The organism is Streptomyces sp. NPDC126503, from assembly GCF_040302405.1.
Taxonomy (GTDB): domain Bacteria; phylum Actinomycetota; class Actinomycetes; order Streptomycetales; family Streptomycetaceae; genus Streptomyces; species Streptomyces gulbargensis.
Genome location: NZ_JBEORS010000003.1, coordinates 22,967 through 49,289, shown reverse-complemented (window position 1 = coordinate 49,289; position 26,323 = coordinate 22,967). Strand labels below are relative to the sequence as shown.

The window sequence follows — 26,323 nt, the reverse complement described above, 5'->3', positions numbered from 1 at the left end:
ACTCGTCAATCAGTCAGGGTTTCGAACAAGCCGCCGGAGCGCTTCCGCCCGGTGGTTCAACCCCCCACAAATCCTGATGAGGAGACCCCTCTCGATGACAACTCACAAGCGTCCGCGCCGTTTCCGCGCCATCGCCGTTACGACCGCGATCGCCGCGGCGGCCGGAGTGACCGTGGCCGTCGGCCCGTTCGCGGGTGCGGCCCCCGCGCCCGCCGAGGGCACCGTGTTCGGGCTCGGCGCCCCGAACGCCGTGGCCGGCAGCTACGTCGTGCTGCTCGACGAGACCACCGACAAGGCCGGCAAGAGCCGGCTCGCCCAGGAGTACGGCGGCACCCTGCGCCGCAGCTACGACTCGCGCGTCAACGGCTTCTCCGTCAACAACCTGACGGAGACGGAGGCCAAGCGGCTCGCCGCCGACCCGGCGGTCGCCAAGGTCGTCCAGAACCGCGTCTTCAGCATCAAGGCCACGCAGGAGAACCCGCCGTCGTGGGGGCTCGACCGCGTCGACCAGGCCGACACCGCGGGCGACCGGAAGTACACCTACCCCGACAACGCCGGTGAGGGGGTCACCGCGTACGTCATCGACACCGGTGTCCGCGTCAGCCACCAGGACTTCGGCGGCCGCGCCTCGGACGGCTTCGACGCCGTCGACAACGACAACACGGCCCAGGACGGCAACGGCCACGGCACCCACGTCGCCGGCACCATCGCGGGAGCCACCCACGGCATCGCGAAGAAGGCGAAGATCGTCGGCGTGCGCGTCCTGGACGACAACGGCTCGGGCACCACCGAGCAGGTCGTCGCCGGCATCGACTGGGTCACCCGCAACCACCAGGGGCCCTCCGTCGCCAACATGAGTCTCGGCGGCAGCGCCGACCCGGCCCTCGACGAGGCGGTGAAGAAGGCGATCGCCGCCGGTGTCACCTTCGGTGTCGCCGCCGGCAACGAGTCCGCCGACGCCGGTCAGGGCTCCCCGTCCCGCGTGCCCGAGGCGATCACCGTGGCCTCCTCCACCAAGGACGACCAGCAGTCCGACTTCTCCAACTTCGGCTCCGTCGTGGACCTGTACGCCCCCGGCTCGGAGATCACCTCCACCTGGAACGACAGCGACACCGGCACCAAGACCATCTCCGGTACGTCGATGGCCACCCCGCACGTCGTCGGCGCCGCCGCCGTCTACCTCGCCGGCCACCCGGACGCCACCCCGGCCCAGGTCGCCGAGGCCCTCGTCGGCGGAGCCATCGCCGGCACGATCGGCAACGCGAGCCCCGGCACCGCCAACAAGCTCCTGAAGATCGTCGAGTAACCACCCGCACCACCGGCACCGGTGCCCCCGGCACCCGCACGGCCCGGACGGAGCCCACCGCACCGTACGACCGGCGGGCACCGTGCCTCCCACCGCCGGCACGGCGCCACCGGCACCGGACGGACGGCCGGCTCCGTGCCACAACGGCCCGCCGCGGTCCCACGAGGGCCGCGGCGGGCCGTCCCGCGTCCCCGTGCGAGGGCCGCGGCGGGCCGTCCCGCGTCCCCGTGCGAGGGCGACGGCGGGCCGTCCCGCGTCCTACGCGAGGGCCGTGTCAGCTCGTGCGGGTCTGCGCCGGCCTCAGCGCCCGGACGGAGTGAGCAGGACGAAGTCCGCGCCCGCCGGGTCGACGCAGACGGCGAGCCGGCCGACGCCCTCCGCGTCCTCCGGGCCCATCTGCAGGCGTCCCCCGTGGTCGGTGACCCGGGCGACGGCGGCGTCGCAGTCCGTCACGTCGAAGACAGGGTGCCAGTACGGCCGCCCGTGGGTCAGGACGAGGTGCTCCTTGGGAAGCTCCATCACACCGCCGTGCATCCGCTCGTCGGGCAGGCTCGCCGGGGTGACGAGGGAGTACGTGCCCCCGCCGCCCGGCAGCTCCACGTCGTCGAACCGCCAGCCGAGGACCGTGCCGTAGAACTCCTTGGAGGCCGCCGCGTCGCTCGTGTACAGCTCGGTCCAGGAGAGCGAGCCCGGCGCGTCCACCAGCTCGACGCCCTTGTTCGTCCCCGGCTGCCAGACCGCGAACTGCCCGCCCAGCGGGTCGTTGAACTGCGCCATGCGCCCCCAGTCGCCGAGATCTCTCGGCCGCACCCGGACGGCGCCGCCGCCCTGCTCGACGGCCCGGGTGGTGGCGTCCGCGTCGGTGACGGTGAAGTAGATCATCCAGGCGGAGCGGGCGCCTTCCTCGGTGAGCCGGCCGAGTCCGGCGACGGTCTTCCCGCCCTTCCGGAACACACCGCCCTCCTCCTCCCCGTCCCCCATGGCCTCGTAGTCCCAGCCGAGCACGGCGCCGTAGAACGCCGCGGCCGCGGCGACGTCCGGCGCGCCCAGATCGAGCCAGCAGGGCGAACCGGGTGCGAAGTCGGTGGTGATCACGGTGTTGGTTCCCTTCCGTGGACCGTAGATGCACCCAGCGTGACATCCGCCACTGACATCCGCCCGCCGACCCGCGTCCACCGGGGCGACGGGCGGCCGGGTGGGCGAGGGCGCCGCGCTGGTCGGTGCGGGCGGGCAGTGGCACGCTGAGGAGAGGTCCGTGCCGACGACACCGGGAGGGCCGAATGGGACGTGACGTCCCGGCGCGGGAGTTCACACGGGACGACCGTCGCCGGTTCCGGGACAAGACCCACGCGTGCCTCGACGTCCTCGCACGCATGCTGCGCGAGTCACGGTTCGACGCCGAGCGGCCGCAGGTCGGCCTGGAGATCGAACTGAACCTGGTGGACTCCCGGGCCGAACCCGCCATGCGGAGCGCCGACGTCCTGGAGGCCATCGCCGATCCCGCCTGGTCCAGCGAGCTGGGACGGTTCAACCTGGAGATCAACATCCCGCCCCGGCGGCTCACCGAGGGCGGCCCGGACTCCTGGGAGGGCGAGATCCGGGCGGCCCTCGACCACGCCGAGGAGAAGGCCGCGGCCCTCGGCACCCACCTCGTCATGATCGGCATCCTGCCGACGCTGGAACAGAAGGACGTGGGCGCCGCGGCGCTCTCCGAGAACCCCCGCTACCACCTGCTCGACGAGCAGATCTTCGCCGCCCGCGGCGAGGACCTGCTGATCGCCGTGGACGGTGTGGAGCGGCTCCGTACCTACGCGGACACGATCACCCCCGAGGCGGCCTGCACCAGCACCCAGTTCCACCTCCAGGTGGCGCCCGAGGAGTTCGCGGCCCACTGGAACGCCGCCCAGGCCGTGGCGGGCGTCCAGGTGGCCCTCGCCGCGAACTCCCCCTTCCTCTTCGGCCGGGAACTGTGGCGCGAGACGCGCCTGCCCCTGTTCGAACAGGCCACGGACACCCGCCCGCACGAGTTCAAGGAGCAAGGGGTGCGGCCCCGCGTCTGGTTCGGCGAGCGGTGGATCACCAGCGTCTTCGATCTCTTCGAGGAGAACACGCGGTACTTCCCCGCCCTGCTGCCCCTCTGCGACGACGAGGACCCCCGGCGCGCCCTCGACGACGGCCGGATCCCCGCCCTCGCCGAACTCACCCTCCACAACGGCACCGTCTACCGCTGGAACCGCCCCGTCTACGCGGTGGTCGACGGCGTCCCGCACCTGCGGGTGGAGAACCGGGTGCTGCCCGCCGGCCCCACCGTCGCCGACGTGCTGTCCAACGGCGCCTTCTACTACGGTCTGGTCCACGCCCTCGCCGAGGAGGACCGGCCCGTCTGGTCCCGGATGTCCTTCGCCGCCGCGGCCGACAACCTGCACGCCGCGGCGCGCCACGGCATCGACGCCGAGCTGTACTGGCCCGGCACCGGCGAGGTGCCGGTGACCGAACTGGTCCTGCGGCGCCTCCTGCCGCTCGCCCACCGCGGCCTCGAACGACTCGGCATGGACACGGCCTGGCGGGAACCGCTCCTCGGGATCATCGAGCAGCGGTGCGTCACCGGCCGGAACGGGGCCGTGTGGCAGGCGGAGATGTTCCACCACCTGCACGACGTCGTCCACGCGGACCGGCACGAGGCGCTGCGGCGCATGACACGCCAGTACATCGACTTCATGCATCTGAACGCCCCCGTGCACACCTGGCCGGTCGACTGACGGCGCCCCGCGTCACCCGTTCGGGCGGACCGTGGCCGAATATGCCATACGCATGCTTCAGCGGTCCTACGGTGACGACCGCGCCGCCGCCGACGGCCGCGCCGCGCACAGCACAGGAGGGGCTCACCATGACCGCACACGCCGCCACCGCCGGAGCGACGGAAGACCTGTCGTCCGCCGTCTTCATGCACCCCGACTGGTTCGAGTCCGGGTGGATCTTCGTTCTGCCGAAGCACCAGTCGTTCCTGCTCGCCCTCTTCCTCAGCACGGCCGTACGACGGGGCCTCAGCGGCACCTTGGAGGAGGTGGCCGAGCAGGTGGGCGCCGACGGGCTGCTCGACCGGCTCGGGGGGAGCCTCGACGCTCCCGTGCGCTGGATGGAGCCCCACGAGCTCGACGGGCTCGGCGAGGACGGCGCGGACGGCGAGGAGGAGGAGGCCGCGATCCGCGCCGAGGCCGAGGCGTCGCGCGCCGCCTGCGAGGAGGCCCTCCGCCCCGCCGGCCTGCCCCTGCCCACCACGGTGCGCGGCCTCGCCGAGACCATGACGGCCCTGGGCATCGCGTCGCGCCAGGACGGCGTCTGGGTCATGCCCAAACGGCTGCCCCTCCCCGAGGACGTCCTCACCCTGCCCGACGGCCTGCGCGCCCGCCTCCGGGAGCTGCGGCACGACCAGGCGGTGGCCCCGGCCGAGCGGGCCCTCGTCGCCCACCTCACGGACGGTCTCGATCACCCCGCCGAGGTCTTCACCTCCATCGACCGCCTCGCCCGCGCGCTCGGCCTCACCGAGGACGAGGTCCGCGGCGGACTCCAGCGGCTCGTCGACACCGGCGACGCCCGCCTGGAACGCGGCCTGCCCCGCGTCGGCACCACACCCGGCGACCTCGCGTCCCACGAGCGCTTCCACCTCGTCCCGGACTGGGACCACTTCCACGCCCACCGCGTCTTCGTGCACCGGGCCTGACGTGCCCGGCCGAGAGGACGTCCTCGGCGGACCCCACGTCGCCGACGGGGCGGTGCGCGGCCGGAAGAAGATCCCTACGCTGCACGGGTGTATTCCTACGACGAGTTGACGGCGCCCGAGCGTGCACTGTGGGACGCGTTCCCCGAGGGCCGGCGGGTGGACCTGCGGACGGGGACGCCCGAGGAGGACCGGATCTCCGACGGCGGGCAGTGGGGGAGGGAGCGGACCGTACGGGCGGCGGTGATCGCCGCCCTGCTGCTGGGCGCCCACAACGGGCAGCCGGGTGTGGTGGCGCGCCTCCGGCTCACCGGGGCCCGGATATCCGGCCGCCTCGATCTGGCCGGCGCGGAACTGACCCATGCCCTCTGGCTGGAGAACTGCTGGTTCGACGAACCGGTGAATCTCCTCGGCGCGTCGACCCGGACCCTTGTGTTCGCCGGCAGCCGGATACCCGGCGTGGAGGCCGATTCGGCCCGTGTCGAAGGCAACTTCTCCCTGCGGCACGCCGTCGTGGAGGGCGGCGCCCCCACCCCCTTCAACCGCGCGCCCACCGCCCTGGCGCTCACCGACGCACGCGTGTCCGGTGCCCTGCTCCTCAACGGGGCCCGCCTGCTCGCACCCGGCGGCTGGGCTCTGTCGGCCGGTGGCCTGGCCATGGAAGGAGGCGTCTTCTGCCGCAACGGGTTCGTCGCCCAAGGTGAAGTCCGTCTCCTGGGAGCCCAGTTGCCGGGCACTCTCGCCATGCAGGGTGCCCGGCTCGAGGGTGGTGGCCCACGCGGAGTGGCCCTCGTCCTCGACAACGCCCGGGCCTCCTCCCTCAAACTTTCCGAGGGGTTCACCGCGAACGGCACGGTACGGCTCCGCGGGGCCCAGGTCACGGACGACGTCACCTTCGCCGGCGCCGTCCTGAACGGCCCGCACGGGGACCAGGGGGACTCCCCGGCCCTCGTCGCCACGCACCTGCAGGCCGTCGACCTCGACCTGACTCTCGCCCGGCCTCCGGCCGGCGCCCTCGACCTGCGGGGCGCCCAGGTCGCGTACCTCCACGAGAACGAGCACAGCTGGCCGGACCGGGTGCGGCTGGACGGCCTCGTCTACGGCTCCGTCATGACGGCGGACACGGACGGAGAACGCCACGAGGCCGTGGGAGGCCGCGGATCGGTGGCCCGCCGCCTGGCCTGGATACGCAGCAGCCCCGGCTACAACCCGCAGCCGTACGAGCAGGTCGCGGCCTGGTACCGCAAGGCCGGCCACGACGACGACGCCCGCCGCGTCCTGCTCGCCAAGCAGCGCCACCGCCGCCGTACCCTCCCGCCGGCGTCGCGCGCGTGGGGCCACCTCCTCGACGTGACCGTCGGCTACGGCTACCGCCCCTGGCTGGCCGGTGTCTGGCTCCTCGCGCTGACGCTGCTGGGCACCCTGTCCTTCCGTACGGCAACCCCCAAGCCGGTCAAACCGGGCGAAGGGGTCCCGTTCCAGCCCCTCGTCTACACCCTCGACCTCCTGGTCCCCATCGGCGGCCTGGGCCAGCGCACGGCCTGGTACTGGACCGACGACGCCCTCCAGGGACTGGCCTACCTCCTGATCGCCCTCGGCTGGGTCCTCACGACCGCCGTCATCGCCGGCGTCACGCGCACCCTGCAGAGGAACTAGCCCGTCAGCGCCCGTCCAGGAACTCCCCGTCCCGGGCCACGACCACCCCGCCGTGGACCACCAGGTCGCGGCGGGGCATGTCGACCACGACCTGGGGCAGGCACTCGCCGGAGACGAGCACGAAGTCGGCCGGGGAGCCGGCGCGGAGGTCGGCGTGAGCCAGGCCCATGACGTCCGCGCCTCCGTGGGCGGCGACGCGGTAGCAGTCCGTCAGTTCCTCGTCGAGGCGGACGTCCGTCACCCAGCCGAGCAGATGCGCGCGGTGCAGCATGTCGGCGTTGCCGAACGGGCTCCAGGAGTCCCGCACACCGTCGGAGCCCAGGCCGACGCGGACGCCGCACTCGCGCAGCCGGGCGATCGGCAGCACCAGGGAGGCGGACGGGGCGACCGTCGTCAGGGCGATGTCCGTCTCGCCCAGATCGGCCGCCAGCCGGCCCAGGTCGCGGTCCGCAAGCCCCGGCAGCACGAAGACATGACTGACCGTCACCTTCCCGGTGAGGGACAGGGCGCGCGTACGGTCGATGATGCCGCGCAGGGCCGCGAGGCCCTTCTCGCCACGGTCGTGCAGGTGGATGTCGACGCCCACCCCGTGGCGGTCCGCGATGCCGAACACCAGGTCCAGCTGCTCGTCGAGCGCCTGGTCGAAGCCGAGCGGGTCGATGCCGCCGATCATGTCGACGATCCCGGCGCGCGCCGCCTCCTCCAGGAGCGCCGCCGTGCCGGGCGTCCGGACGACGCCGTGCTGCGGGAAGGCGACGATCTGCACGTCGAGGGCGTGCCGCAGCCGGGTGCGGGCCTCCGCCACGCCTTCCACCCCGTCCAGGCCGTAGGCCGGTGCGACGTCGGCATGGGCGCGCATCGCGCGCGTGCCGCGCGCCACGGCCTGGGACATCAGTCCGTACGCCCTTTCCCCGACGGACCTGCGCTGGGCGCGGTACAGCTCCACGTCCTGCTCGACGTAGTCCGCGATGCCGTCGGCGGGCCGCCGGGAGACCCAGGAACCGCCCCAGGTCGTCTTGTCGGGATGGATGTGCGCGTCGACCAGGGACGGGAGGGCGATCCGGCCGCCGCCGTCGATCACCTGGGCACCGCGCGGCGCGGGCCCGTCCACGATGCGCCCGTCGGCCGCGACGAGATCGGTCGCCTCCGCCGAACCGAAGGGGCGCACGTCCCGGAAGACCACGGCCCGCGAGGGGCGCCCGGTGGCGGCCCGCGCCGTCACCCCGGCCGTCATGGCGCCGGCGGGACGCGCCGCGGCCTGTGCCGAGCCGGCCGGGGCCGACATCGCCGCCGTCGTACCGGCCAGGGCGGCGGCGCCGGCCAGCATCGTGCGGCGGGAGAGCGCGCCGGGGGAACCCGAGGACGACTGCATGAGGACTCCTTCGCTGGGGGCGGCGGGGCGGACCGCGCACAGCGGCACGGTCCGCTGTTTGTATACCAAGCGAGACGCCAGGAGCAAGAGTGCCGCGAGAGCTCCGGAAAATGCGCGGTCGAGAGGGGGGAACGCTTCAGCTGGAGCGATGGCTGGTATACAAAAGGGCTCAGGAGTCGTCGCCGAACAGCGAGCGGAGTGCCACCGCCCGGCTGTCCCGCACGTGCAGGAGCGTGCAGGCCCCGGCGGCCTCCGCGTCCCCGGCGGCGATGTGCCGGTACATCTCGGCATGCTGGGCCCGCATGTGCGCCGGCTCCGCCCGGAACCCGAACAGCAGCCGCAGCTGCCGGCTCAGCTGCTCCGTCGTCCGGACGAGGAGCGGGTTGTCCGACAGTTCCTGGACGCCCTCGTGGAAGGCTGTGTGGGCGGCCACCTCCCGGGCGCCCTCACCCGCCGCCGCTGCCGACTCTGCCTCGCGCAGAGTGGCTTCGAGTGCCGCGAGCCGTCCGTCCGCGCGCCCCGCCGCCACGGTGCGGGCCGCCAGCCGGGAGGCCTGCACCGCGAGCGGCTCCCACACCTCGTACAGATGCTCCACGTCGGCCCGTTCGAGGCGCCGCACGCGCACGCCGCTGTTCGGGAGCAGTTCCAGGAGCCCTTCCGCGACAAGGGCCCGCAGCGCCTCGCGTACCGGCACCCGGGACATGCCGAGCTCCTCGGCGACCTCCCGCTCGACGAGACGGGCGCCCTGGGCGTACCGGCGGTCCACGATCCGCCGCAGGACCTCCTCGCGGGCCCGGGCGCTCATCGAACCGGAGGGCTCCGCCCGTCCCCGGCCCGTACGGCTCCCTTCGCCGCTGCCCCCGTTCGCGCGGGTCCCGCTGCTGTCCGCCACCTGCTCCGCCTCTTCCGTCCTCGGTCGCCGGCCTGGTCCCCGCCCGACGGCCGAGGATACGTCGGGTCCCACGGCACCGATGTCCGCCGGGTTCGGCGCCGGCTGTGGTAGTGCCTTACGGAACACACGGGATTTTTCCCGTAGAAGCGGCGAAAGGCGATGAGGTGTCGCAAGGAGAGCGGGAGCCGGACGACGGCCGCGCGGGCGCGGGGCGGCCGGGCCGGAAGGGCGGAGGCGGCGGACGGGACCACCGGTTCAGGGGCCGTACGCCGGGCGGGGACTGGGGCAGGGTGGTGACCGCCGACCTTCCCGGCCTTCCCGAGAGTCACCGGCGGGCGCGTACCGACCGGATCGTGTTCGGTGTCACGGCCGTGCTCACCGTGGCCTTCGTCGTGTGGGGGGCCACCGCCACGGGCACCCTGGAACGCGTCTCGGGAGACCTCCTCGACGGGCTCATCCGCAACGGGGGCTGGGCCTTCATGCTGGCCGCCTCCGGCTTCGTCGTCTTCGCGCTGTGGCTGGCCGTCAGCCGTTACGGCCGGATCACGCTGGGCCAGGAGGACGAGGGGCCCGAGTTCCGCACCGTGTCGTGGGTCGCGATGATGTTCAGTGCCGGCATGGGCATCGGGCTGATGTTCTACGGAGTGAGCGAGCCGCTGGCGCACTACGGCACCCCGCCGCCCGGCACCCGCCCCGCCGACTCGGCCGAGCGGATGGAGACCGCGATGGCCACGACGCTCTTCCACTGGACCCTCCACCCGTGGGCGATCTACGCCGTCGTCGGACTCGCCATCGCGTACTCCACCTTCCGCCGCCGGCGGCGCCAGACCATCAGCGCCGTCTTCGTCCCGTTGATGGGTGAGCGGCGGGCGTACGGCGGCCCCGGCCGGTTCATCGACATCCTGGCCATCTTCGCCACCCTCTTCGGCTCCGCCGCCTCGCTGGGACTGGGCGCGCTCCAGATCGGCAGCGGCTTCACGGAGCTGGGGTGGATGGAGAAGGCGGGCACCGGGCTTCTCGTGGCCATCATCGGCGTCCTGACCCTGGCCTTCGTCCTCTCCGCGGTCTCCGGGGTGGAGAAGGGCATCCAGTGGCTCTCCAACACCAACATGGTCCTCGCGGCCGTCCTCGCCGTCTTCGTCTTCGTCGCGGGCCCCACCGTCATCGTGCTCGACCTGCTGCCCACCTCCCTCGCCGCCTACCTGGGCGACCTTCCGCAGCTGGCGGGCCGGACGGAGGCGACGAGCGGCGAGAACATCCACGCCTGGCTGGGCAGCTGGACCGTCTTCTACTGGGCGTGGTGGATCTCCTGGACCCCGTTCGTCGGCATGTTCATCGCCCGCATCAGCCGGGGGCGGACGATCCGGCAGTTCGTCGGCGGGGTCATCCTGGTGCCGAGCTCCGTGAGCCTGGTCTGGTTCGCCGTCTTCGGCGGCACGGCGATGCAGCTGGGGGAGAAGGGCGAGCTGGCGGGGGAGACCACCCCCGAGGGCCAACTCTTCGGCCTGCTCCAGCAGTTCCCGGTCGCCGGGGCCATGAGCCTGCTCGTGATGGTGCTGGTCGGGATCTTCTTCGTGTCCGGCGCCGACGCCGCCTCGATCGTCATGGGGACCCTCTCCCAGCGCGGTGCCTTCGAGCCCACCCGCCCGGTGGTGGTCTTCTGGGGCGTGGTGACCGGGGCCGTCGCCGCCATCATGCTCCTCATCGGCGACGGGCAGGGCGACGCCCTCGCCGGCCTGCAGAACCTCACCATCCTCGTGGCGGCCCCGTTCGTCCTGGTGATGCTCGGCATGTGCGTGGCGCTCATGCGGGACCTGCGGCGCGATCCGCTCATCGTGCGGGGCGAGATGGGGGAGGAGGCCGTCGAACTCGCCGTCATCGCCGGGCACCAGCGGTACGACGGCGACTTCGAGCTGCGGATCGGGCCGGGCTCCTCCGGTGCCACGGCCACCGACGCCCCGGGTGCGGCGGCCGGTCCGGGCTCCGGCGCCGGTCCTTCGGGCTCCTCGCCGGCCGGTCCCGGCTCGGGGTCCGCCCCGGGGCCCGGCGGCCCCTGACCCTTCGCTTCCGGCCGCCGCCTCTCCCGGGGCGGCGGCCGAGCCGTGTCCCCGGTACCCACAACTCCGCTTGTGAGCAGGGAGCCTGAGGGGTTGTCAGTGCAATTTCACATTACTATGTTACATCGCACACGGTGGGACGTGTCGTCGCCACCGTGCGCAGCGCGACAGTTCTCGCCCCCTCCCGGGGCATTCCCCCACACACCCAGGAGTTCTGTTGTCCCTCCGCAGACGTGCGCGCACGGCTCTGCTCGCCTCGGCCGTGACCGCCACCCTCCTCGCCTCCGCGGCCCAGACGGCCGCCGCCCCGGCGGACCGGGAAGCCCGCCCGGCACCGGCCGTCCCGGGCGCACAGGCGCCACCCGTCCCGGCGCCCGCACCGGCCCCGCGCGGATCGCATCCCTTCGACGAGGTCCAGCGCCTCGCCTCCGCGCCCCGCGCCGGACTCGCGCCGGCGCCGGCGCCCGGCGGCCACCCCACGAACCGGGTGCCCGGCCCCGCGCCGAGCCCCGCCACCGCCCGGACGGCCGCCACCTCCCGTACCGCCGCCGGCGTGTCCTGCACGCTCGACGGCGTCACCCGGCTCGGTCCCGAGGCGTTCGCCGACTTCCTCGCCGATCCGGCGATCACGGCGGACGGCTGCCTGCGCGGCCTCGTCTGGACCTGGGACGCCCGGCTCGCACCCGTGATGTCCGACGCCCACGTCCAGGCCGTCTCCCGCCGGGCATCCGGCCTGGCCGCCACCCACGACGGCCGCAACTCCACGCACCTGGAGGAGATGTTCACCTATCTCCACGCGGTGGCGTACCACGACTTCTCGCGCGACGAGATCGACACCACCGACGCGCCCACCACCCAGGCGATACGGCAGGCGGTCGCCGACCTCGGCGCCGCCGCCCGCACCTTCGACACCACCAAGGCCAACGCCAACACCCTGCGCGAAGCCCTCTACGCCGCGAGCGGGCCGGGTCTGCGCCACCACCAACTCGGTCTGATCCCCCGGGTCCTGGCCACCATGGACGCCGCGCACCCCGCGACGCACCACGATCCCGCCTGGGCGGGCGCCGCCCTCGCCGGCCTCTCCGTCAACTACCTGGGCACCTACCCCGGCAACCGCGACACCGCCTTCCACGCCGCCGTCGCCGCGGACCCGGCCTATCGCGCGGCCTTCCGGGCCTTCGCCCACCACGGCCACCTCAAGGACACCGCCAACGAGTGGGTCGCCCGCGACGCCCTCGGCGAGTACGGCCGCTTCGGCCAGATCGACAGCCTGCGGACCGCCGTCGTCGCCGACCTCGGCCCCCTGCTCACCCCGGTCGTCACCGCCTTCGGCCGCGGCAGCGAACCCTGGGCCAAGGTCGTCTCCTGGCTCAACGTCTACGAGGCCTGCGCGCCGTACGGGGTGTGCAAGGCCGACATCGAGAAGCAGCTGTTCCCGCACACGTACGCCTACGACAACGGCGCCCTCAAGGTCCGCACCGGCCTCGACCGGGCCACCGTCGACCAGCTCTACTACGCGAGCAAGCGGGTCAGGGCGCAGTTCCACCGGGTCCTCGGCGCCGAGCGGCCGCTCGCGGGCGACCCCCACAGCACCCTCCACGTCGTCCTCTACGCCTCGCGCGCCGACTACGAGACCTACCACCCGCTCCTGACCGGCATGGGCACCGACAACGGCGGCATCTACATCGAGCGCGGCGCCACCTTCTACACGTACCAGCGCCGCGTGCCGCAGGACTCCTCGCTGACGCTGGAGGAGCTGTTCCGCCACGAGTACACGCACTACCTCAACGGCCGCTTCGCCGTACCCGGCTTCTTCGGCGAGGGCCCCTGGTACCAGGGCGACCGCACCACCTTCATGGACGAGGGCACGGCCGAGTTCTTCGCCGGCGCCACGCGCGACGACGGGATCGCCGTCCGCAGGTCGCTCGTCCGCTCGGTGATCGCCGACACCGCCGCAGGCGGTCCCCGGATGACCCTGCCCCAGATCCTCAACGCCACCTACGACGGCGACGGCTTCCGCTTCTACAGCTACGCCGGCACGTTCTTCGAATACCTCTGGACGCAGCGCCCCTCCCTGCTGCGCGAGATGTACGCCCACCTGCGTGCCGACGACGTCCGGGCGTACGACGCCTGGCGCGCCCGGCTCGGCGCGGACGCCGCCCTGCAGCGCGGCTACGACCGCTTCCTCGACGAGCAGATCGCCAAGGTGGACGAGCTGTTCGTCCCGAACACGAGCTACACGCCCAACGAGCGGCTCCGGGACTCCGAGCTCGGCGCCGTCAGGTCGTCCCTCGCCACCGCCACGTACCTGAACCCGGAGTGCGTGGAGAACGGCGACCCCGCCAAGCGGCGGTTCGTGTGCACCGGACGCATCACCGCCAACCTGGGCGACGCCACCGACCAGGACCGGATCTTCCGGGACATGTCCGAGACCGTCGACCACTTCATCCTCGACCGGGCGGGCGCCGCCTCGAACAACCTGGCCGACATGAACTGCAGCTTCGGACCGGTGGAGGTGTGGGCCAACAAGCGGGCCGGGACGTCGAGTTACCGGTGTGAAGGGCCTCTGCGCAGCTGAGGCGGTTTGCACGTCCCGTCCGGCGCGAGGGCCTTGGCAAGCTCAGTACCATGTGAAATATTACTGAGGTGCCCACGAGACCCGTGAGACCCACGCGCCGGACCCGGGACCACACCCGGCCGGCCCCGGACGTCATCGTCGTCGGCGCCGGAGTGGTCGGCGCGGCCTGCGCCTTCCACGCCGCCCGCGCCGGCCTCACCGTCACCGTCGTCGACCGTGGTGCCGTCGCCGGCGGCACCACGGGAGCCGGTGAGGGAAACCTCCTCCTCTCCGACAAGGAGCCCGGACCGGAACTCGAACTCGCCCTGCTCTCCTCCACCTTGTGGGCCGAGCTGGCCGAACTGCTCCCGCAGGAAATCGAGTACGAGGCCAAAGGCGGCCTCGTCGTCGCCTCCGACGACACCGGGCTGCGCGCCCTGCGCGCCTTCGCCGCCCGGCAGGAGAAGGCGGGCGTCACCCTCCGCGCCGTCCCGGGGGACGCGCTCCACGACCTGGAGCCACACCTCGCCCCCGGGCTCGCGGGCGGCGTCCACTACCCCCAGGACGCCCAGGTGATGCCCGCCCTCGCCGCCGCCCACCTGCTGCGCGCCGGCGGCGGACGCGTCACCGTCCTGCCCGGCACGGAGGTCACCCGCGTCCTCACCGGCCCGGACAGCGCCGTCCGCGGCGTACGGACCACCGCCGGCGACCTCCACGCCCCCCACGTCGTGAACGCCGCCGGCACCTGGGGCGGCGAACTCGCCCGCCTCGCCGGCGTCCACCTCCCCGTCCTGCCCCGCCGGGGCTTCGTCCTCGTCACCGAACCCCTGCCCCGCCTCGTCCGGCACAAGGTGTACGCCGCCGACTACGTGGCCGACGTCGCCAGCGATTCCGCCGCCCTCCAGACCTCGGCGGTCGTCGAGGGCACCCCGGCGGGACCCGTCCTCATCGGTGCCAGCAGGGAACGCGTCGGCTTCGACCGCACGCTCTCCACCGAGGCCCTCCGCCGGCTCGCCACGGGCGCCACCACCCTCTTCCCCGTCCTCGCCGGCGCCCGTGCCCTCCGCACGTACGCGGGCTTCCGCCCCTACCTGCCCGACCACCTGCCGGCCATCGGACCCGACCCCCGCGTCCCCGGACTGCTCCACGCCTGCGGGCACGAGGGCGCCGGGGTCGGACTCGCCCCGGCGACCGGGCTCCTCGTCGCCGCCTGCCTCACCGGCGCGCGGCCACCCCTCGACCTCCACCCCTTCCGGCCCGACCGGTTCCCCGCCGGCGCGTCCTGAACCGCGCCCGTACCGTCCCGAGAGGAGGGCCCGTGGCCCGTCCCCCCGCCGGCCCCGCCGGCGCCCGGCCCGAGCCGTTCACCATCACCTTCGACGGGCGTCCCGTCCCCGCCCTGCCCGGCCAGACCCTCGCCGCCGCCCTCTGGGCCGCCGGAATCCTCGCCTGGCGCACCACCCGCGTCGGCGGCCGGCCGCGCGGCGCCTTCTGCGGCATCGGCCAGTGCCACGACTGCCTCGCCACCGTCAACGGAGTGCCCAACCGCCGGGCGTGCCTCGTCCCCGCCCGGCCCGGAGACGCCCTCACCACGCAGGAGGGACACGGCCATGACCGTCCCGGCAGCTGAACCCGAGGGCCCTCAGGCCCGGGGCCCGCACCCCGCCCCGGCCGGGTCCGAAGAGACGTACGACCTGGTCGTCATCGGCGCCGGCCCGGCCGGCCTCACCGCGGCCGTCACCGCCGCCGAACTCGGCCTCACCGTCGCCCTGGTGGATTCCGCGGCCCGGCCCGGCGGCCAGTACGACCGGCACCCCGCACCCGCCCTGAGCGCAGGGCGGCCCCCGGCACCCCACCACGACCGGGCCCCCTTCACCGACCTCCGCCGCCGTCTCGCCGCGAGCCGCACCACGACGTGTCTGACGGAAAATCACATCTGGTCGGTGGTACGGGAGTCCGACGGCACCTGGACGGCGCACGCCGTCACCGGGGCGGACGGCACCGACGGCCGGCCCGCCCGGACGCGCGGCCGCGCACTGCTCCTCGCCACCGGCGCCCACGAACGCCACCTGCCCTTCCCCGGCTGGACCCTCCCCGGGGTCGTCGGGGCCGGCGGAGCGCAGGCCATGCTCAGCGCCGGTCTCGTCCTGCCCGGCCGCCGCGTCGTCGTCGCCGGCAGCGGGCCCCTGCTGCTCGCCGTCGCCGCCTCGCTGGCCGCCGCCGGCGCGCGGATCCCCGCCGTCGTCGAGGCGGCCGGCTACCTGCGGTACGCCCGGACCCCGCGTACCCTCGCCGCCAACCCCCGCAAGGCCGCAGAAGCCCTCACGTACGGCGCCACCCTGCTCCGGCACCGGGTACCGCTCCTCCCGCGCAGCGCGGTGACCCGGGTCCACGGGACCGAGCGCGTGGAAGCCGTCACCGTCACCCGCCTGGACCGCGACTGGCGGCCCCTGCCCGGCACGGGCCGCCGGATCACCTGCGACGCGCTCGCCGTGGGACACGGTCTCGTCCCCCAGATCGAACTGGCCACCGCCGTCGGCTGCGCCACCCGCACCCTCGCCGACGGCACCCGCGGCCTGGCCCTCGGCGCCCACCAGGAGACCTCCGTGCCCGGACTGTGGGCCGCCGGGGAGGCCGGCGGCGTGGGTGGGGCCGAACTCGCCCGGGTGGAGGGCGAGATGGCGGCACGCGCCATCGCCGCCCGCCTCCTCGGCCGGCGGGCCGATCCCGAACGGACCGCCCTGCTCCGGCGCCGCAGGGACCGGCTGCGCGCCTTCGCGGACGCGATGGCGGCCGCCCACGCGCCGGGCCCCGGCTGGACCGGGTGGCTCACCGATGACACGGACGTCTGCCGCTGCGAGGAGGTGACCGCCGGACGGGTCCGCGAGGCGGTCACCGACCTCGGCGCCCGGGACCCGCGCACCGTCAAGCTCCTCACCCGGGCGGGCATGGGCTGGTGCCAGGGCCGGATGTGCGGGACGGCGGTGGCCTGCCTCACCTCCCGCGGCGCCCCCGCACCACCGCCCCCCGACCGCCGCCTGCTGGCCGTGCCGGTGCCGCTGTCGGCCCTGGCGGCGGGGGAGCCCCGGGGGACCGGACTTCCGGCGGTCCGGGAGGGGCGGGAGTCCCCGGGCTCCCCGGAGCCTCCGGCCACCCCCCTGCCTCAGACCGCCCCCCTGCCTCCGGCCGATCCCCGGCCGGCGGGCGCCCCGGGTCCACCGGAGGCCCCTCCGGCCCGCCACCCGCACCGCCGCTCCACCGCGTGAGACACGGCGGACCACCGTCGGTCCCGCCCTTCACCCCCCAGAGGAGAACGCCCGCATGACCACCGCCACCTGGAACCCCGAGCGCCCCTGGCGCGGCATCATGGTCGCCACCGCCCTTCCCCTGCGCGAGGACCTCTCCGTCGACCACGACGCCTACGCCGAGCACGTCGCCCACCTGATCGACCAAGGCTGCGACGGCGTCGTCCCCAACGGTTCCCTCGGCGAGTACCAGACGCTCACCGACGACGAGCGCGCCCGCGTCGTCCGCACCGCCGTCGAGGCCGCCGGGGACGGCGCCCGGGTGATGCCCGGCGTCTCCGCGTACGGCAGTGCCCAGGCCCGCCGCTGGACCGAGCAGGCCGCCGAGGCGGGCTGCGGCTCTGTCCTGCTCCTGCCGCCCAACGCGTACCGGGCCGACGAACGGGCCGTCCTCGCCCACTACCGGGACGTGGCCGACGTGGGCCTGCCCGTCGTCGCGTACAACAACCCGATCGACACCAAGGTCGACCTCACCCCGGGCCTGCTCGCCCGGCTCCACGCGGACAGCGGCATCGTGGCCGTCAAGGAGTTCAGCGGCGACGTCCGGCGCGCCTACGAGATCGCCGAAGTCGCGCCGGAACTGGACCTGTTGATCGGCGCGGACGACGTCCTCCTGGAACTCGCCACGGCCGGCGCGGTCGGCTGGATCGCCGGCTACCCGAACGCGTTCCCCGCCGCCTGCGCCGCCCTGTACCACGCCGCCGTGCGGGGCGACCTGGCCACCGCCCTCCCGCTCTACCGGTCCCTGCACCCCCTGCTGCGCTGGGACTCCAGGACGGAGTTCGTCCAGGCCATCAAGTTCTCCATGGACCTCGTCGGCCGCCGGGGCGGTCCCAGCCGCCCGCCGAGGCTGCCGCTCACCGCCGAGGACCGGGCCGCCGTACGGACCGCCACCGAGAAGGCCCTCGCCGACGGTCACCACTGACGGCCCCGCAGCGCCGGAGCCCGGCGCGGTACGCGCCCGGACCCGCGGGAGCCCCGTACCGCACCACCGTCCCCGTACCCCGTACCGCCCACCGAGAGGAACCCCGTGCGCACGCGTCATGTCTTCCACGCCGTCGACTCGCACACCGAGGGCATGCCCACCCGCGTGATCACCGGGGGCGTCGGCGTCGTCCCCGGCGCGACCATGGCCGAACGCCGGCTGCACTTCATCGAGCACCTCGACCACCTGCGGACCCTCCTCATGTACGAGCCCCGGGGCCACGCGGCGATGAGCGGCGCGATCCTCCAGCCGCCCACCCGTCCCGACGCCGACCACGGCGTCCTCTACATCGAGGTCTCCGGAGTCCTCCCGATGTGCGGCCACGGCACGATCGGCGTCGCCACCGTCCTCGTCGAGACCGGCATGGTCACGGTCACCGAACCCGTCACCACCGTCCGCCTCGACACCCCCGCCGGCCTGGTGAGCGTCGACGTCCAGGTCAGCGACGGCCGGGCGACGGCGGTCACCCTCACCAACGTTCCCGCCTTCAGCGTGGCCCTCGACCGGACCGTGGACGTGCCCGGCCACGGAACCCTCCGCTACGACCTCGCCTTCGGCGGCAACTTCTACGCCTTCGTCTCCCTCGACGACCTGAAACTCCCCTTCGACCGGGACCGCGGGAACGACCTCCTCACTGCCGGACTCGCCGTCATGGAGGCCGTCAACGCCTCACCGGACCGTCCCGTCCACCCCCTCCACCCCGAGATCGCCGGGCTCAAACACGTCTACCTCACCGCACCCGGCTCCGACGCCCGCCACTCGCGGCACGCCATGGCCATCCACCCCGGCTGGTTCGACCGCTCCCCGTGCGGCACCGGCACCAGCGCCCGCATGGCCCAGCTGCACGCGCGCGGCGAACTCCCGCTCCACCAGGACTTCGTGAACGAGTCCTTCATCGGCACCCGCTTCACCGGGCGGCTCACCGCCGAGACGGAGGTCGGCGGAGTGCCGGCCGTCGTGCCCACGGTCACCGGCCGCGCCTGGATCACCGGCACCGCCCAGTACTTCCTCGACCCGGACGACCCCTTCCCCGCGGGCTTCCTCCTGTGACCGCCGGCGGCTCGGGCCGGGCCGGCGGCGTGACATCGTACGGTGGTCACGTTCACCGGACCGAAGGGATCACCACCGCCATGGGGCACCTGACCCGACGCGACCTCAACGCCTCTCGCGAGCGGCTGCGCGACCAGGTCGCCCACGCCCTGCGCGCCGCGCTGATCTCCGGCGAACTCCGCCCGGGCGTCGTGTACTCGGCGCCCACCCTCGCGGAAGACTTCGGCATCTCCGCCACCCCCGTCCGCGAGGCGATGCTCGACCTCGCCCGGGAAGGCCTCGTCGAGCCCGTCCGCAACAAGGGCTTCCGGGTCACCGAGGTCGACGAACGCGACCTCGACCAGTACACCGAGATCCGCGCGCTCATCGAGATCCCCATGGTCGGCCGCATCACCACGACCGCGGCCCGTGAAGACCTGGAGGCGCTGCGCCCCATCGCCGAGGACATCGTGCGCGCGGCCCGCGCCCACGACCTCATCGGCTACCTGGAGGCCGACCGGCTGTTCCACCTCACCCTCCTCGGCCTGGCCGGCAACGAGCGCCTGGTCGAAACGGTCGGCGACCTCCGCAAACGCTCCCGCCTCTACGGCCTCACGGCCCTCGACGAACGCGGCGACCTCGTCCCCTCGGCCGAGGAACACCTCGAACTCCTCGACCTGATGCTCACCGGCGACGCCCCGGCCGCCGAAGCCTGCATGACCCGCCACCTGGGCCACGTCCGCTCCCTCTGGGCCGACGGCACCCGCCCGGCCTGAGCGCGGTGATGGCGTGTACCGGACCCTGCCGGCGATGCTCGAAGCCCGCTCCGGCCGGGTGGCGCGGTCCCGCTCCCAAGTGCTGGGCGCCCCATATGCGGGAGGAGGTCCCGCCCAGCGGACTGCCTGCCGGCTCCCCGGAGGAAGCCCTCGACTGCGCAGGCGACCTCTGCCTCAACGCTCTCGCGCCCATCATCCGGGTGCCGGCGGGGATCGTCGTCCTCGTCGGTCCACCAGCCTCGGGCAAGACCGCCTTCGTCCGGGCACTGATCGCGCGCCGGCGGATCGAAGCGGAAGCCGTGGTGTCCAGTGACGAGATCCGCGCGGAGCTTTTCGGCACCGCACCCGCACAAGCAGAGTCCGACGCGGCGGATGCACGGATCTTCGAGGAACGTGACCGCAGGATCGTCGCCAGGCTCGCCACCGGACGAACAGCAGTCGCCGAGTCCACGAACGTCACGCCCCAGGCACGCGCACGACTCATCGCCATCGCCAGGCGCTTCGACGCCCCGGTGACCATGCTGCGATTCGACCCGGACGTCACCGATCTCCTTCATCAGCACACCGAGCGAGGCCGCACGGACCTCACCGCCGCGGACGTCCGTGCCTACGCCGCCACCATGGCCCGCCACGCCGGTTCCGACCAGCTCCGTTCCGAGGGCGCGAGCGCCGTCCACGATGTCCCCGGACGGCGCCAGGCAACCACGCCCGCCGAAGCCGCCGCACGCTTCTCCTTCACCTGACAGGGAGCAGCACGCGTCTCCGCGTCATGGTCCGTCGAGGAGATGCGGCCCGTTGTTGCGGATGTTGTTCACGGCGGTGGAGACCGGGCGGGCGTCGAGCTGTCCGTCAGCCGGCCGGGTGAGCAGGGCGCGAAGGTCGTCGGTGTCCTGATGGCGGGGATCAAGCCAGGTGTCGTAGTGGTCGGGCGGGAGGGCGAGCGGCATGCGGGGGTGGACGCGGCCGGCGGCGTCGGTGGCTTCGGTGGTGATGATCGTGCAGGTCGTCACCCAGGCGCCCGGATCGTCGTCGTGTGTGACGTCGGGGTCGCGCCAGTACTCGTAGAGGCCTGCCAGGGCCATGACCTGCCCGTCCCTGGGGCGGATGAAGTAGGGCCGCTTGTAGACCTTGCCCGATGTCTCGTCCTTGACCGGATCCCACTCGTAGAAGCCGTCGGCCGGGAGGATGCAGCGGCGCTTGGCGAAGGCACGTCGGAACGCGGGCTTCTCTTGCACCGTTTCCACGCGGGCGTTGATCATCCGCGCGCCGATTTTCACGTCCTTCGCCCAGGACGGCACCAACCCCCATCGCACCGTGCGAAGCTGCCTGGACGGGCCGCCGCCGTTCTCCCGGTCCGCGCGTTCGAGAACCGCGTAGACGGCGTCCGTCGGCGCGACGTTCCAGCTCGGGGCCAACGCCTCCTCGGGACGCCAGTCGGTGACCTGAAAGAGCCGGGTCAGGTCCTGGGGACTGCGGGTGGATGCATAACGGCCGCACATACCGCCACTGTGCCACTGGACGGAAGGTCCTGGGTGGCGAAAGTTCACTTCGGGCCCGAGTCCTACGAAGCCGCCGTCACCCTCGCCTCGCTCCTGATGTGGGCGTGACGTGTGACGACAGAACCTGGCAGTCCGCCTCGGCGCCGCTGTTCGCGTACGTCTCGACCGCGACGTTGTACCCGGCGCCCGTGAGGAGGTCCGGGCGGTTGCCGTGGCCGCTCTCGGTGAGGGTCTCGGCGGTGTGGAAGACGATGAGCAGGGCCGTGTCCTTCCGGGTGAAGCACAGGTCGCCCGCCGGGGTTCCGGGAGACGGGGTCCAGCCGTCCCGGAGCGCCGCCGTGCGGTAGTGCGTGGCGACGGCGGTCCTCGGGCCGGGGAAGGCGTACGTACGCTCCGCGTACAGCACGACGTCACCGCTGTCCGCCCAGCATCCGGCGTCGGCCTTCTCGAAGCCCCGGGGCACCGTGGCCCCGGCGGGCGGGGCGTCGAGGACGCCGAGTGCGGCCAGCTCCTTCACCCGCGCCTCGGTCCCCTCGCAGTCCGCCGTGACGACTTCCAGGAGCGTGCAGCCGGCGAGGGCACCGGCCGCGAGCGCGGTCGTCAGGAGGAGGGATGCCGCGCGGACGGTACGGCTCCGCAGAGGTGACAGTGACAAGGGGACTCCAGGACGAAGGGCGGGGGTGGAGGCGGGGACGTCCGCGCGGGGAAGGGGGGCGGGAGCGGGGGTGACACGGCGGCGGCCCCGTGTCACCTCTCCCCGTCGCCGGGCTCAGGTCCGGAGGTACGAGGCGCCGTTGAGGTCCAGGACGGTGCCGGAGGACCATTCGGCGGCGGGGGAGGCGAGCCACAGCACGGCGTCCGCGATCTCCTCCGGTGCGGCGACGCGCTGGAAGGGGCTCTGCGCGCGGATCGCGTCGCCCTCGGGGCCCTCCAGGCGGGCGGCCACCCGCTCCGTCGCGAAGAAGCCGGGCGCGACCGACGCGACGGCGATGCCGTACGGGGCGAGGGAGACCGCCAGCGACTGGCCCAGGGCGTGAACGGCCGCCTTCGTCGCCCCGTACGCCGGATGGTCCGGCTCGCCCCGGAAAGCGCCGCGCGAGCCGATGTTGACGATCCGGCCGCCGTTTCCCGCGTCGATCATCAGCCGCGCCGCGAGATGGCTCAGATGGGCGGTGGCCAGCAGGTTCACGGACACGTGCCGCTGCCAGACGGCCACCCACTCCTCGTACGGGGTCTCGGGCAGGGGGTGCCGGATGTTCACCGCCGCGTTGTTCACCAGGACGTCGATCCCGCCGAGCGCGTCCGCCGCGGCCCCGGCGAGTTCCGCCGCGCCGGCCGGGTCCGTCAGGTCGCGGCCGACGAGGGCGTGCCCGGTGCCGTCGAGGGACGCGTACGTCTCGCGGGCCTCCTCCTCGCGCGAGGAGTAGTGGACGGCGACCCGGTCGCCGTTGGCGGCGAACGCGCGGGCCACCGCCCGGCCGAGCCCCCGCGACGCCCCGGTCACCAGCACACGGCGGCCTGATGCGGGCAGCTTCATGACGGTGCCCCTCTCCCTGTCGACGGCGGACGCTGCTGCGCCCGGGCGGCGGCCCGCCCCGTGATCACGCATTCTGCCGGTGCCGGGGGCGGGACCGCCGACCGGGTGGCCGCGCGGCCACCGGAAGGGGAGGGGTGGGGTCAGCCGAGCTTCTTCAGCAGCTCGGCGGCGAGCGGAGCGGACGACGCCGGGTTCTGGCCGGTGAGCAGGGTGCGGTCCTCGATCACGTGCGGGGCCCACGGCTCGCCGGTGCGGACCTCGAGGCCCGCGTCGACGAGCCGGGTCTCCAGGAGCCACTTCGCCCGGTCGGCCAGGCCGCCCTGGGTCTCCTCGGCGTTGGTGAAGGCGGTCACCCGGTAGCCGGCGAACGCGTTCGCCCCGTCCTCGGTGGTGGCGGCGAGCAGCGCGGCCGGACCGTGGCAGACGACGGCCAGCGGCTTGCCCGAGCGCAGGACGTCGACCAGCAGCCGGCCGGAGGTCGCGTCCACGGCGAGGTCCTCCATCGGCCCGTGCCCACCGGGGTAGAAGACGGCCGCGTAGTCGTCGAGCCGTACGTCCTCCAGCGCCATCGGCCGCCGCAGCTCCTTCATCGCGTCCAGGGCGGCGGCGACCCGGTCCGCGCCCTCCCGGCCGCCGTTCACCTCGGGCGCCAGGCTGGCCTTGTCGACCGTCGGGACGACACCGCCCGGCGTGGCGACGACGACCTCGTGGCCGGCGGCCGTGAACGCCTCGTACGGGGCCACGGCCTCCTCGGCCCAGAAACCGGTCGGGTGCCGGGTGCCGTCCGCCAGCGTCCAGTGGTCGGCGCCGCTCATCACGAAAAGGATCTTCGACATAGGGCTGCTCCATGAGAGACGGGGGCCGGTCGGCCCCGGGGTTGCCATCGACCCTAGGTCTGCCCCCGTCCGTGGAACCTATGGACGGGCCGGTGCCGCCGCCCGGCACTCCTCCGGCCCAAGGACGGGCCGGGCGGGGGTCATCCCCGTGCTCCCGGCGCCCCGGCCGTCGTCAGCCCGTCCAGCCACGCGGGCGGCAGCTCGGCCGCGTCCCACTCCTTGCGCAGCGCCGCCGGCACCGTGGCCAGGCGCTCCATGACGGCGACGCTGGCGGGGGAGTGGAGCAGCGAGTAGCGGCCGTGGATCGCGATGGGGCTGCCGGGACCGTACGCGGCGAACAGGCGCTCCAGCTCCGTCCGGTGGTCCTCGACGTAACCGGCCAGCCGGCCCGCGTAGGCGGCCCGCTGCCGGGGGCCCATGGTGCCGAGCACGGCGGTCAGCACCTGCTCGGAGACCTCGGGGTCGAGGTCGGAGAGCTCGGTGAAGGTCAGGTAGTGCGGCAGGACCGCGACCTTCGCCCGCTCCAGCTCCATCCGTCCCACGGGCGGCCGCTCGTCGTCGGCCGGTCCATCCCCGGCCCCGGCGCCGACGGCCTCCCGGAGCGCCCGGTCGGCGAGGGCGCCGAGCGCGTCGGCCACCGCCCGCGCGCCGTCCCGCCGGCCGGCGGCGTACGACCCGTCCTCGTCCTCGCCGCCTCGGGCCTCGGCGCGCGGCCCGCTCCCGTCCCCCGCGCCTCCCGGCCCCGACGTGCCGTCAGGGGGAGTCGCGGCCAGGGATTCGGCCACGCCCGCGATCTCGTGGTGGGCGAGGGCGAGGACACCGGCCTCCACGAGGCCGATCAGCTCCTCGGCGTCGGCGGAGTGGACACCCGCCCTTTCGAGGAGCTGGAGGAGGGTCCTCTTCGCGGTGAGAACGCTGATCGTGTCCAGGTGCTGCCGTCCTTCTCCGGCGGTGTTCATGGAGCCCTCCTCGTACGGTCCTCGGCCGACGAGGCTTTCAGTTCCGCGTGTCGGCGTCCAGCCGACTTCCCGAAGGCGCGCCACGGTCCGGGGCGCCGGGGGCGGGGGAGGGCGGAGGGGCGGGCCTGACGGAAACCTCCACAACGTGCGCGTGTGGAGCACGTTCACCTTCACCATTCCCGGACCCCGGCGGCGCGGAACGCGGCCGTCAGACCCCTGTCCGTCCCGTTATGTCCGCCGGGGTCGACGGCGACCCCGAATCTGTTACTCGGTTCCGGGGAGAAGTTGTCGGCATCCGGTGAAATTCGCTGCACGGCCGCTGCCCGAGATGCAGAAATGCGCATGACGAGGCGTCAACCGAATTGGTTCGGTCAGCCGGTCGCGTGATTTGATCAGCCCGCTGCGGCCGCAGAAGACGGATTCCCCCCAAAGAACGAAGGGTGCGCATCATGCGTCACGACCTTGAGACCGCCGAGATCTCCGACGCCGACCTGGACGCCGTGTCCGGTGGCCTCGTCACCGTCTCCGGCGGCCTCGCCGGCGCGCTGACCAACGACGTCACCAACGTCCTCGGCACCGTCGGCTCCCTGCAGACGGTCCAGGGTGTCGAGAGCCTCGCCGCCGGCGTCCCCGGCCTGGCCTCCGGCATCACGGGTGTCTCGGTGAACACCGCGGGCATCGCCGGTCTCGCCGGCATCTGAAGCTGAGCGGAATTCCGCCGCGAACCCCGGAACCTTCCCGGTTCCGGGGTTCGCGGCGCCCCCGCGCCCGCCCGACGAGAATGCAGTCGAAGGAATAGTCCGTGCAGTTCCGCCAAAAGGCGCTTTCCAAGCTGCAATCGCCCGAAGAACTCGACGTTCCCGTGCGCTTCGCCCGCCCGCAGGGACGGCTCGTCCTCGCCGTCACCGTCGCCGTCATGGCGGCCGCGACCTTCTGGGCCGTCACCGGAACCGTCACCTCCAAGGTGAGCGCCGCCGGTGTCCTCACCCACGCCGAGGGCAGCTACCTCCTCCAGAGCCCCGTCGCCGGACAGGTCACCCGCGTCCTCGCCGACGAGGGCCGGCCCGTGGCCGCCGGCGCGCCCCTGCTCATGGTCCGCACCGCGAACGGCGAACTGCCCGTGCGCGCCGTGGCCGGAGGGCGGGTCACCACCCTGTACGCGCGGACCGGTTCCGTCGTCACCACCGGCGCGGACGTGGCGACCGTGGAGCGCGTGACCGATCCGAAGGCGCCCCTGACGGCCGTGCTGTACCTGCCCGGCGAGAGCGCCGCCACCCTCCGGGCGGGCGCCCCGGTCGACCTCGGCGTGCAGGCGGTCCCGCGCGACCGCTTCGGCGTCCTGCGCGGGCGCGTCCGCGAGGTGAGCCGTACACCCCAGACCCCGCAGCGCATCGCCGCCTTCCTCGGCGACAACGGGCTCGCCGCCCAGTTCGCCCGCCAGGGACAGGGCACCCCGGTCGCCGTCCTCGTCGACCTGGAGCGCTCCCGCACTCCCTCCGGCTACGCGTGGTCCTCGGCGGGCGGCCCCCCGCACGCCCTCGCCTCCGGCACGCCCGTCACCGGCGCCGTCCACCTGGCCGCGCAGCGCCCCGTCGACTGGCTCCTGCCGTGAGCGCCCCGCAGCACCGGGCCGGTCCCGGGGCCGCCGCCCCGCAGCACCCCGCCGCCCCCGCCGCCCGCGAGGACCGGATCCCCGCCTCCCCCGAGGACCGGGTCCCGGGTGCGCGCTCCGCCGCCCGTGCCGCCGCCCGCAAGGGCCGCTCCCTGCCGGCCGGCCCGGGGACCGCCCGTGCCGGGTCCCGCCGGCAGCCGGCCGCCGCGTCCCGGCGCCGGGCCCCC

Annotated in this window: 23 protein-coding genes; 15 read left to right on the top strand and 8 right to left on the bottom strand. The window is 73.9% G+C overall.

Annotation, left to right across the window (positions count from 1 at the left end):
* The first annotated feature begins 94 nt into the window (after positions 1-94).
* Positions 95-1,306, top strand: a complete 1,212-nt coding sequence (locus tag ABTY40_RS05395; protein ID WP_352058277.1) for a S8 family peptidase — start codon at positions 95-97, stop codon at positions 1,304-1,306.
* Between the two features lie 300 nt (positions 1,307-1,606).
* On the opposite strand, the gene ABTY40_RS05390 is transcribed toward ABTY40_RS05395, so the two are convergent.
* Positions 1,607-2,401 (bottom strand): VOC family protein, encoded by a 795-nt coding sequence (locus tag ABTY40_RS05390; RefSeq protein WP_352058276.1) that lies wholly within the window; start codon positions 2,399-2,401, stop codon positions 1,607-1,609.
* Positions 2,402-2,586: 185 nt separating this feature from the next.
* On the opposite strand from ABTY40_RS05390, the gene ABTY40_RS05385 reads away from it, so the two are divergent.
* From ABTY40_RS05385 to ABTY40_RS05375, 3 genes are all read left to right on the top strand, one after another.
* On the top strand, positions 2,587-4,065 hold the full coding sequence (locus tag ABTY40_RS05385; protein WP_352058275.1) for a glutamate-cysteine ligase family protein: 1,479 nt from the start codon (positions 2,587-2,589) through the stop codon (positions 4,063-4,065).
* Positions 4,066-4,193: 128 nt separating this feature from the next.
* Positions 4,194-5,027, top strand: a complete 834-nt coding sequence (locus ABTY40_RS05380) for a DUF6042 family protein (RefSeq protein ID WP_352058274.1) — start codon at positions 4,194-4,196, stop codon at positions 5,025-5,027.
* A gap of 87 nt (positions 5,028-5,114) precedes the next feature.
* Positions 5,115-6,680 carry an oxidoreductase gene (locus ABTY40_RS05375; protein WP_352058273.1) on the top strand — a complete coding sequence of 522 codons (1,566 nt, stop codon included), beginning with the start codon at positions 5,115-5,117 and terminating at the stop codon, positions 6,678-6,680.
* Between the two features lie 4 nt (positions 6,681-6,684).
* On the opposite strand, the gene ABTY40_RS05370 is transcribed toward ABTY40_RS05375, so the two are convergent.
* Both ABTY40_RS05370 and ABTY40_RS05365 read right to left on the bottom strand, forming a co-directional pair.
* The gene (locus tag ABTY40_RS05370) at positions 6,685-8,052 is read right to left on the bottom strand and encodes an amidohydrolase (RefSeq protein ID WP_352058272.1); all 1,368 of its coding nucleotides are present in this window, start codon (positions 8,050-8,052) and stop codon (positions 6,685-6,687) included.
* Positions 8,053-8,221: 169 nt separating this feature from the next.
* The gene (locus ABTY40_RS05365) at positions 8,222-8,857 is read right to left on the bottom strand and encodes a GntR family transcriptional regulator (RefSeq protein WP_352058271.1); all 636 of its coding nucleotides are present in this window, start codon (positions 8,855-8,857) and stop codon (positions 8,222-8,224) included.
* A gap of 380 nt (positions 8,858-9,237) precedes the next feature.
* Between ABTY40_RS05365 and ABTY40_RS05360 the strand changes: the two genes are divergently transcribed.
* The 9 genes from ABTY40_RS05360 (at position 9,238) to ABTY40_RS05320 (ending at position 20,396) form a co-directional block, all read left to right on the top strand.
* The gene (locus tag ABTY40_RS05360) at positions 9,238-11,001 is read left to right on the top strand and encodes a BCCT family transporter (protein WP_352058270.1); all 1,764 of its coding nucleotides are present in this window, start codon (positions 9,238-9,240) and stop codon (positions 10,999-11,001) included.
* 217 nt (positions 11,002-11,218) lie between these two features.
* On the top strand, positions 11,219-13,579 hold the full coding sequence (locus tag ABTY40_RS05355; RefSeq protein WP_352058269.1) for a collagenase: 2,361 nt from the start codon (positions 11,219-11,221) through the stop codon (positions 13,577-13,579).
* 83 nt (positions 13,580-13,662) lie between these two features.
* Complete coding sequence (locus tag ABTY40_RS05350; RefSeq protein ID WP_352058268.1) at positions 13,663-14,844, top strand: NAD(P)/FAD-dependent oxidoreductase; 1,182 nt, start codon at positions 13,663-13,665, stop codon at positions 14,842-14,844.
* Positions 14,845-14,876: 32 nt separating this feature from the next.
* On the top strand, positions 14,877-15,188 hold the full coding sequence (locus ABTY40_RS05345; protein WP_352058267.1) for a (2Fe-2S)-binding protein: 312 nt from the start codon (positions 14,877-14,879) through the stop codon (positions 15,186-15,188).
* Complete coding sequence (locus tag ABTY40_RS05340; RefSeq protein WP_352058266.1) at positions 15,169-16,824, top strand: FAD-dependent oxidoreductase; 1,656 nt, start codon at positions 15,169-15,171, stop codon at positions 16,822-16,824. The genes ABTY40_RS05345 and ABTY40_RS05340 overlap by 20 nt, the downstream gene beginning before the upstream one ends.
* Before the next feature lie 55 nt (positions 16,825-16,879).
* On the top strand, positions 16,880-17,788 hold the full coding sequence (locus tag ABTY40_RS05335; RefSeq protein ID WP_352058265.1) for a dihydrodipicolinate synthase family protein: 909 nt from the start codon (positions 16,880-16,882) through the stop codon (positions 17,786-17,788).
* A 105-nt stretch (positions 17,789-17,893) separates the two neighbouring features.
* Positions 17,894-18,898, top strand: a complete 1,005-nt coding sequence (locus ABTY40_RS05330; RefSeq protein ID WP_352058264.1) for a proline racemase family protein — start codon at positions 17,894-17,896, stop codon at positions 18,896-18,898.
* An 80-nt stretch (positions 18,899-18,978) separates the two neighbouring features.
* Positions 18,979-19,653, top strand: a complete 675-nt coding sequence (locus tag ABTY40_RS05325) for a GntR family transcriptional regulator (RefSeq protein ID WP_352058263.1) — start codon at positions 18,979-18,981, stop codon at positions 19,651-19,653.
* A 95-nt stretch (positions 19,654-19,748) separates the two neighbouring features.
* Entirely contained in the window at positions 19,749-20,396 is a 648-nt protein-coding gene (locus tag ABTY40_RS05320) for an AAA family ATPase (protein WP_352058262.1), read from the top strand.
* Between the two features lie 24 nt (positions 20,397-20,420).
* On the opposite strand, the gene ABTY40_RS05315 is transcribed toward ABTY40_RS05320, so the two are convergent.
* From ABTY40_RS05315 to ABTY40_RS05295, 5 genes are all read right to left on the bottom strand, one after another.
* Positions 20,421-21,152 carry an SOS response-associated peptidase gene (locus ABTY40_RS05315; protein ID WP_352058261.1) on the bottom strand — a complete coding sequence of 244 codons (732 nt, stop codon included), beginning with the start codon at positions 21,150-21,152 and terminating at the stop codon, positions 20,421-20,423.
* Between the two features lie 76 nt (positions 21,153-21,228).
* Positions 21,229-21,807 carry a hypothetical protein gene (locus tag ABTY40_RS05310; RefSeq protein WP_352058260.1) on the bottom strand — a complete coding sequence of 193 codons (579 nt, stop codon included), beginning with the start codon at positions 21,805-21,807 and terminating at the stop codon, positions 21,229-21,231.
* 114 nt (positions 21,808-21,921) lie between these two features.
* On the bottom strand, positions 21,922-22,689 hold the full coding sequence (locus ABTY40_RS05305) for an SDR family NAD(P)-dependent oxidoreductase (RefSeq protein WP_352058259.1): 768 nt from the start codon (positions 22,687-22,689) through the stop codon (positions 21,922-21,924).
* Between the two features lie 140 nt (positions 22,690-22,829).
* On the bottom strand, positions 22,830-23,525 hold the full coding sequence (locus ABTY40_RS05300) for a type 1 glutamine amidotransferase domain-containing protein (RefSeq protein WP_352058258.1): 696 nt from the start codon (positions 23,523-23,525) through the stop codon (positions 22,830-22,832).
* 140 nt (positions 23,526-23,665) lie between these two features.
* On the bottom strand, positions 23,666-24,484 hold the full coding sequence (locus tag ABTY40_RS05295) for a hypothetical protein (RefSeq protein WP_352058257.1): 819 nt from the start codon (positions 24,482-24,484) through the stop codon (positions 23,666-23,668).
* 449 nt (positions 24,485-24,933) lie between these two features.
* Here ABTY40_RS05295 and ABTY40_RS05290 point away from each other — a divergent pair, with 449 nt between their 5' ends.
* Both ABTY40_RS05290 and ABTY40_RS05285 read left to right on the top strand, forming a co-directional pair.
* Complete coding sequence (locus ABTY40_RS05290; protein ID WP_309050641.1) at positions 24,934-25,185, top strand: hypothetical protein; 252 nt, start codon at positions 24,934-24,936, stop codon at positions 25,183-25,185.
* A 101-nt stretch (positions 25,186-25,286) separates the two neighbouring features.
* Positions 25,287-26,096, top strand: a complete 810-nt coding sequence (locus tag ABTY40_RS05285) for an HlyD family efflux transporter periplasmic adaptor subunit (protein ID WP_352058256.1) — start codon at positions 25,287-25,289, stop codon at positions 26,094-26,096.
* Positions 26,097-26,323 lie beyond the last annotated feature (227 nt).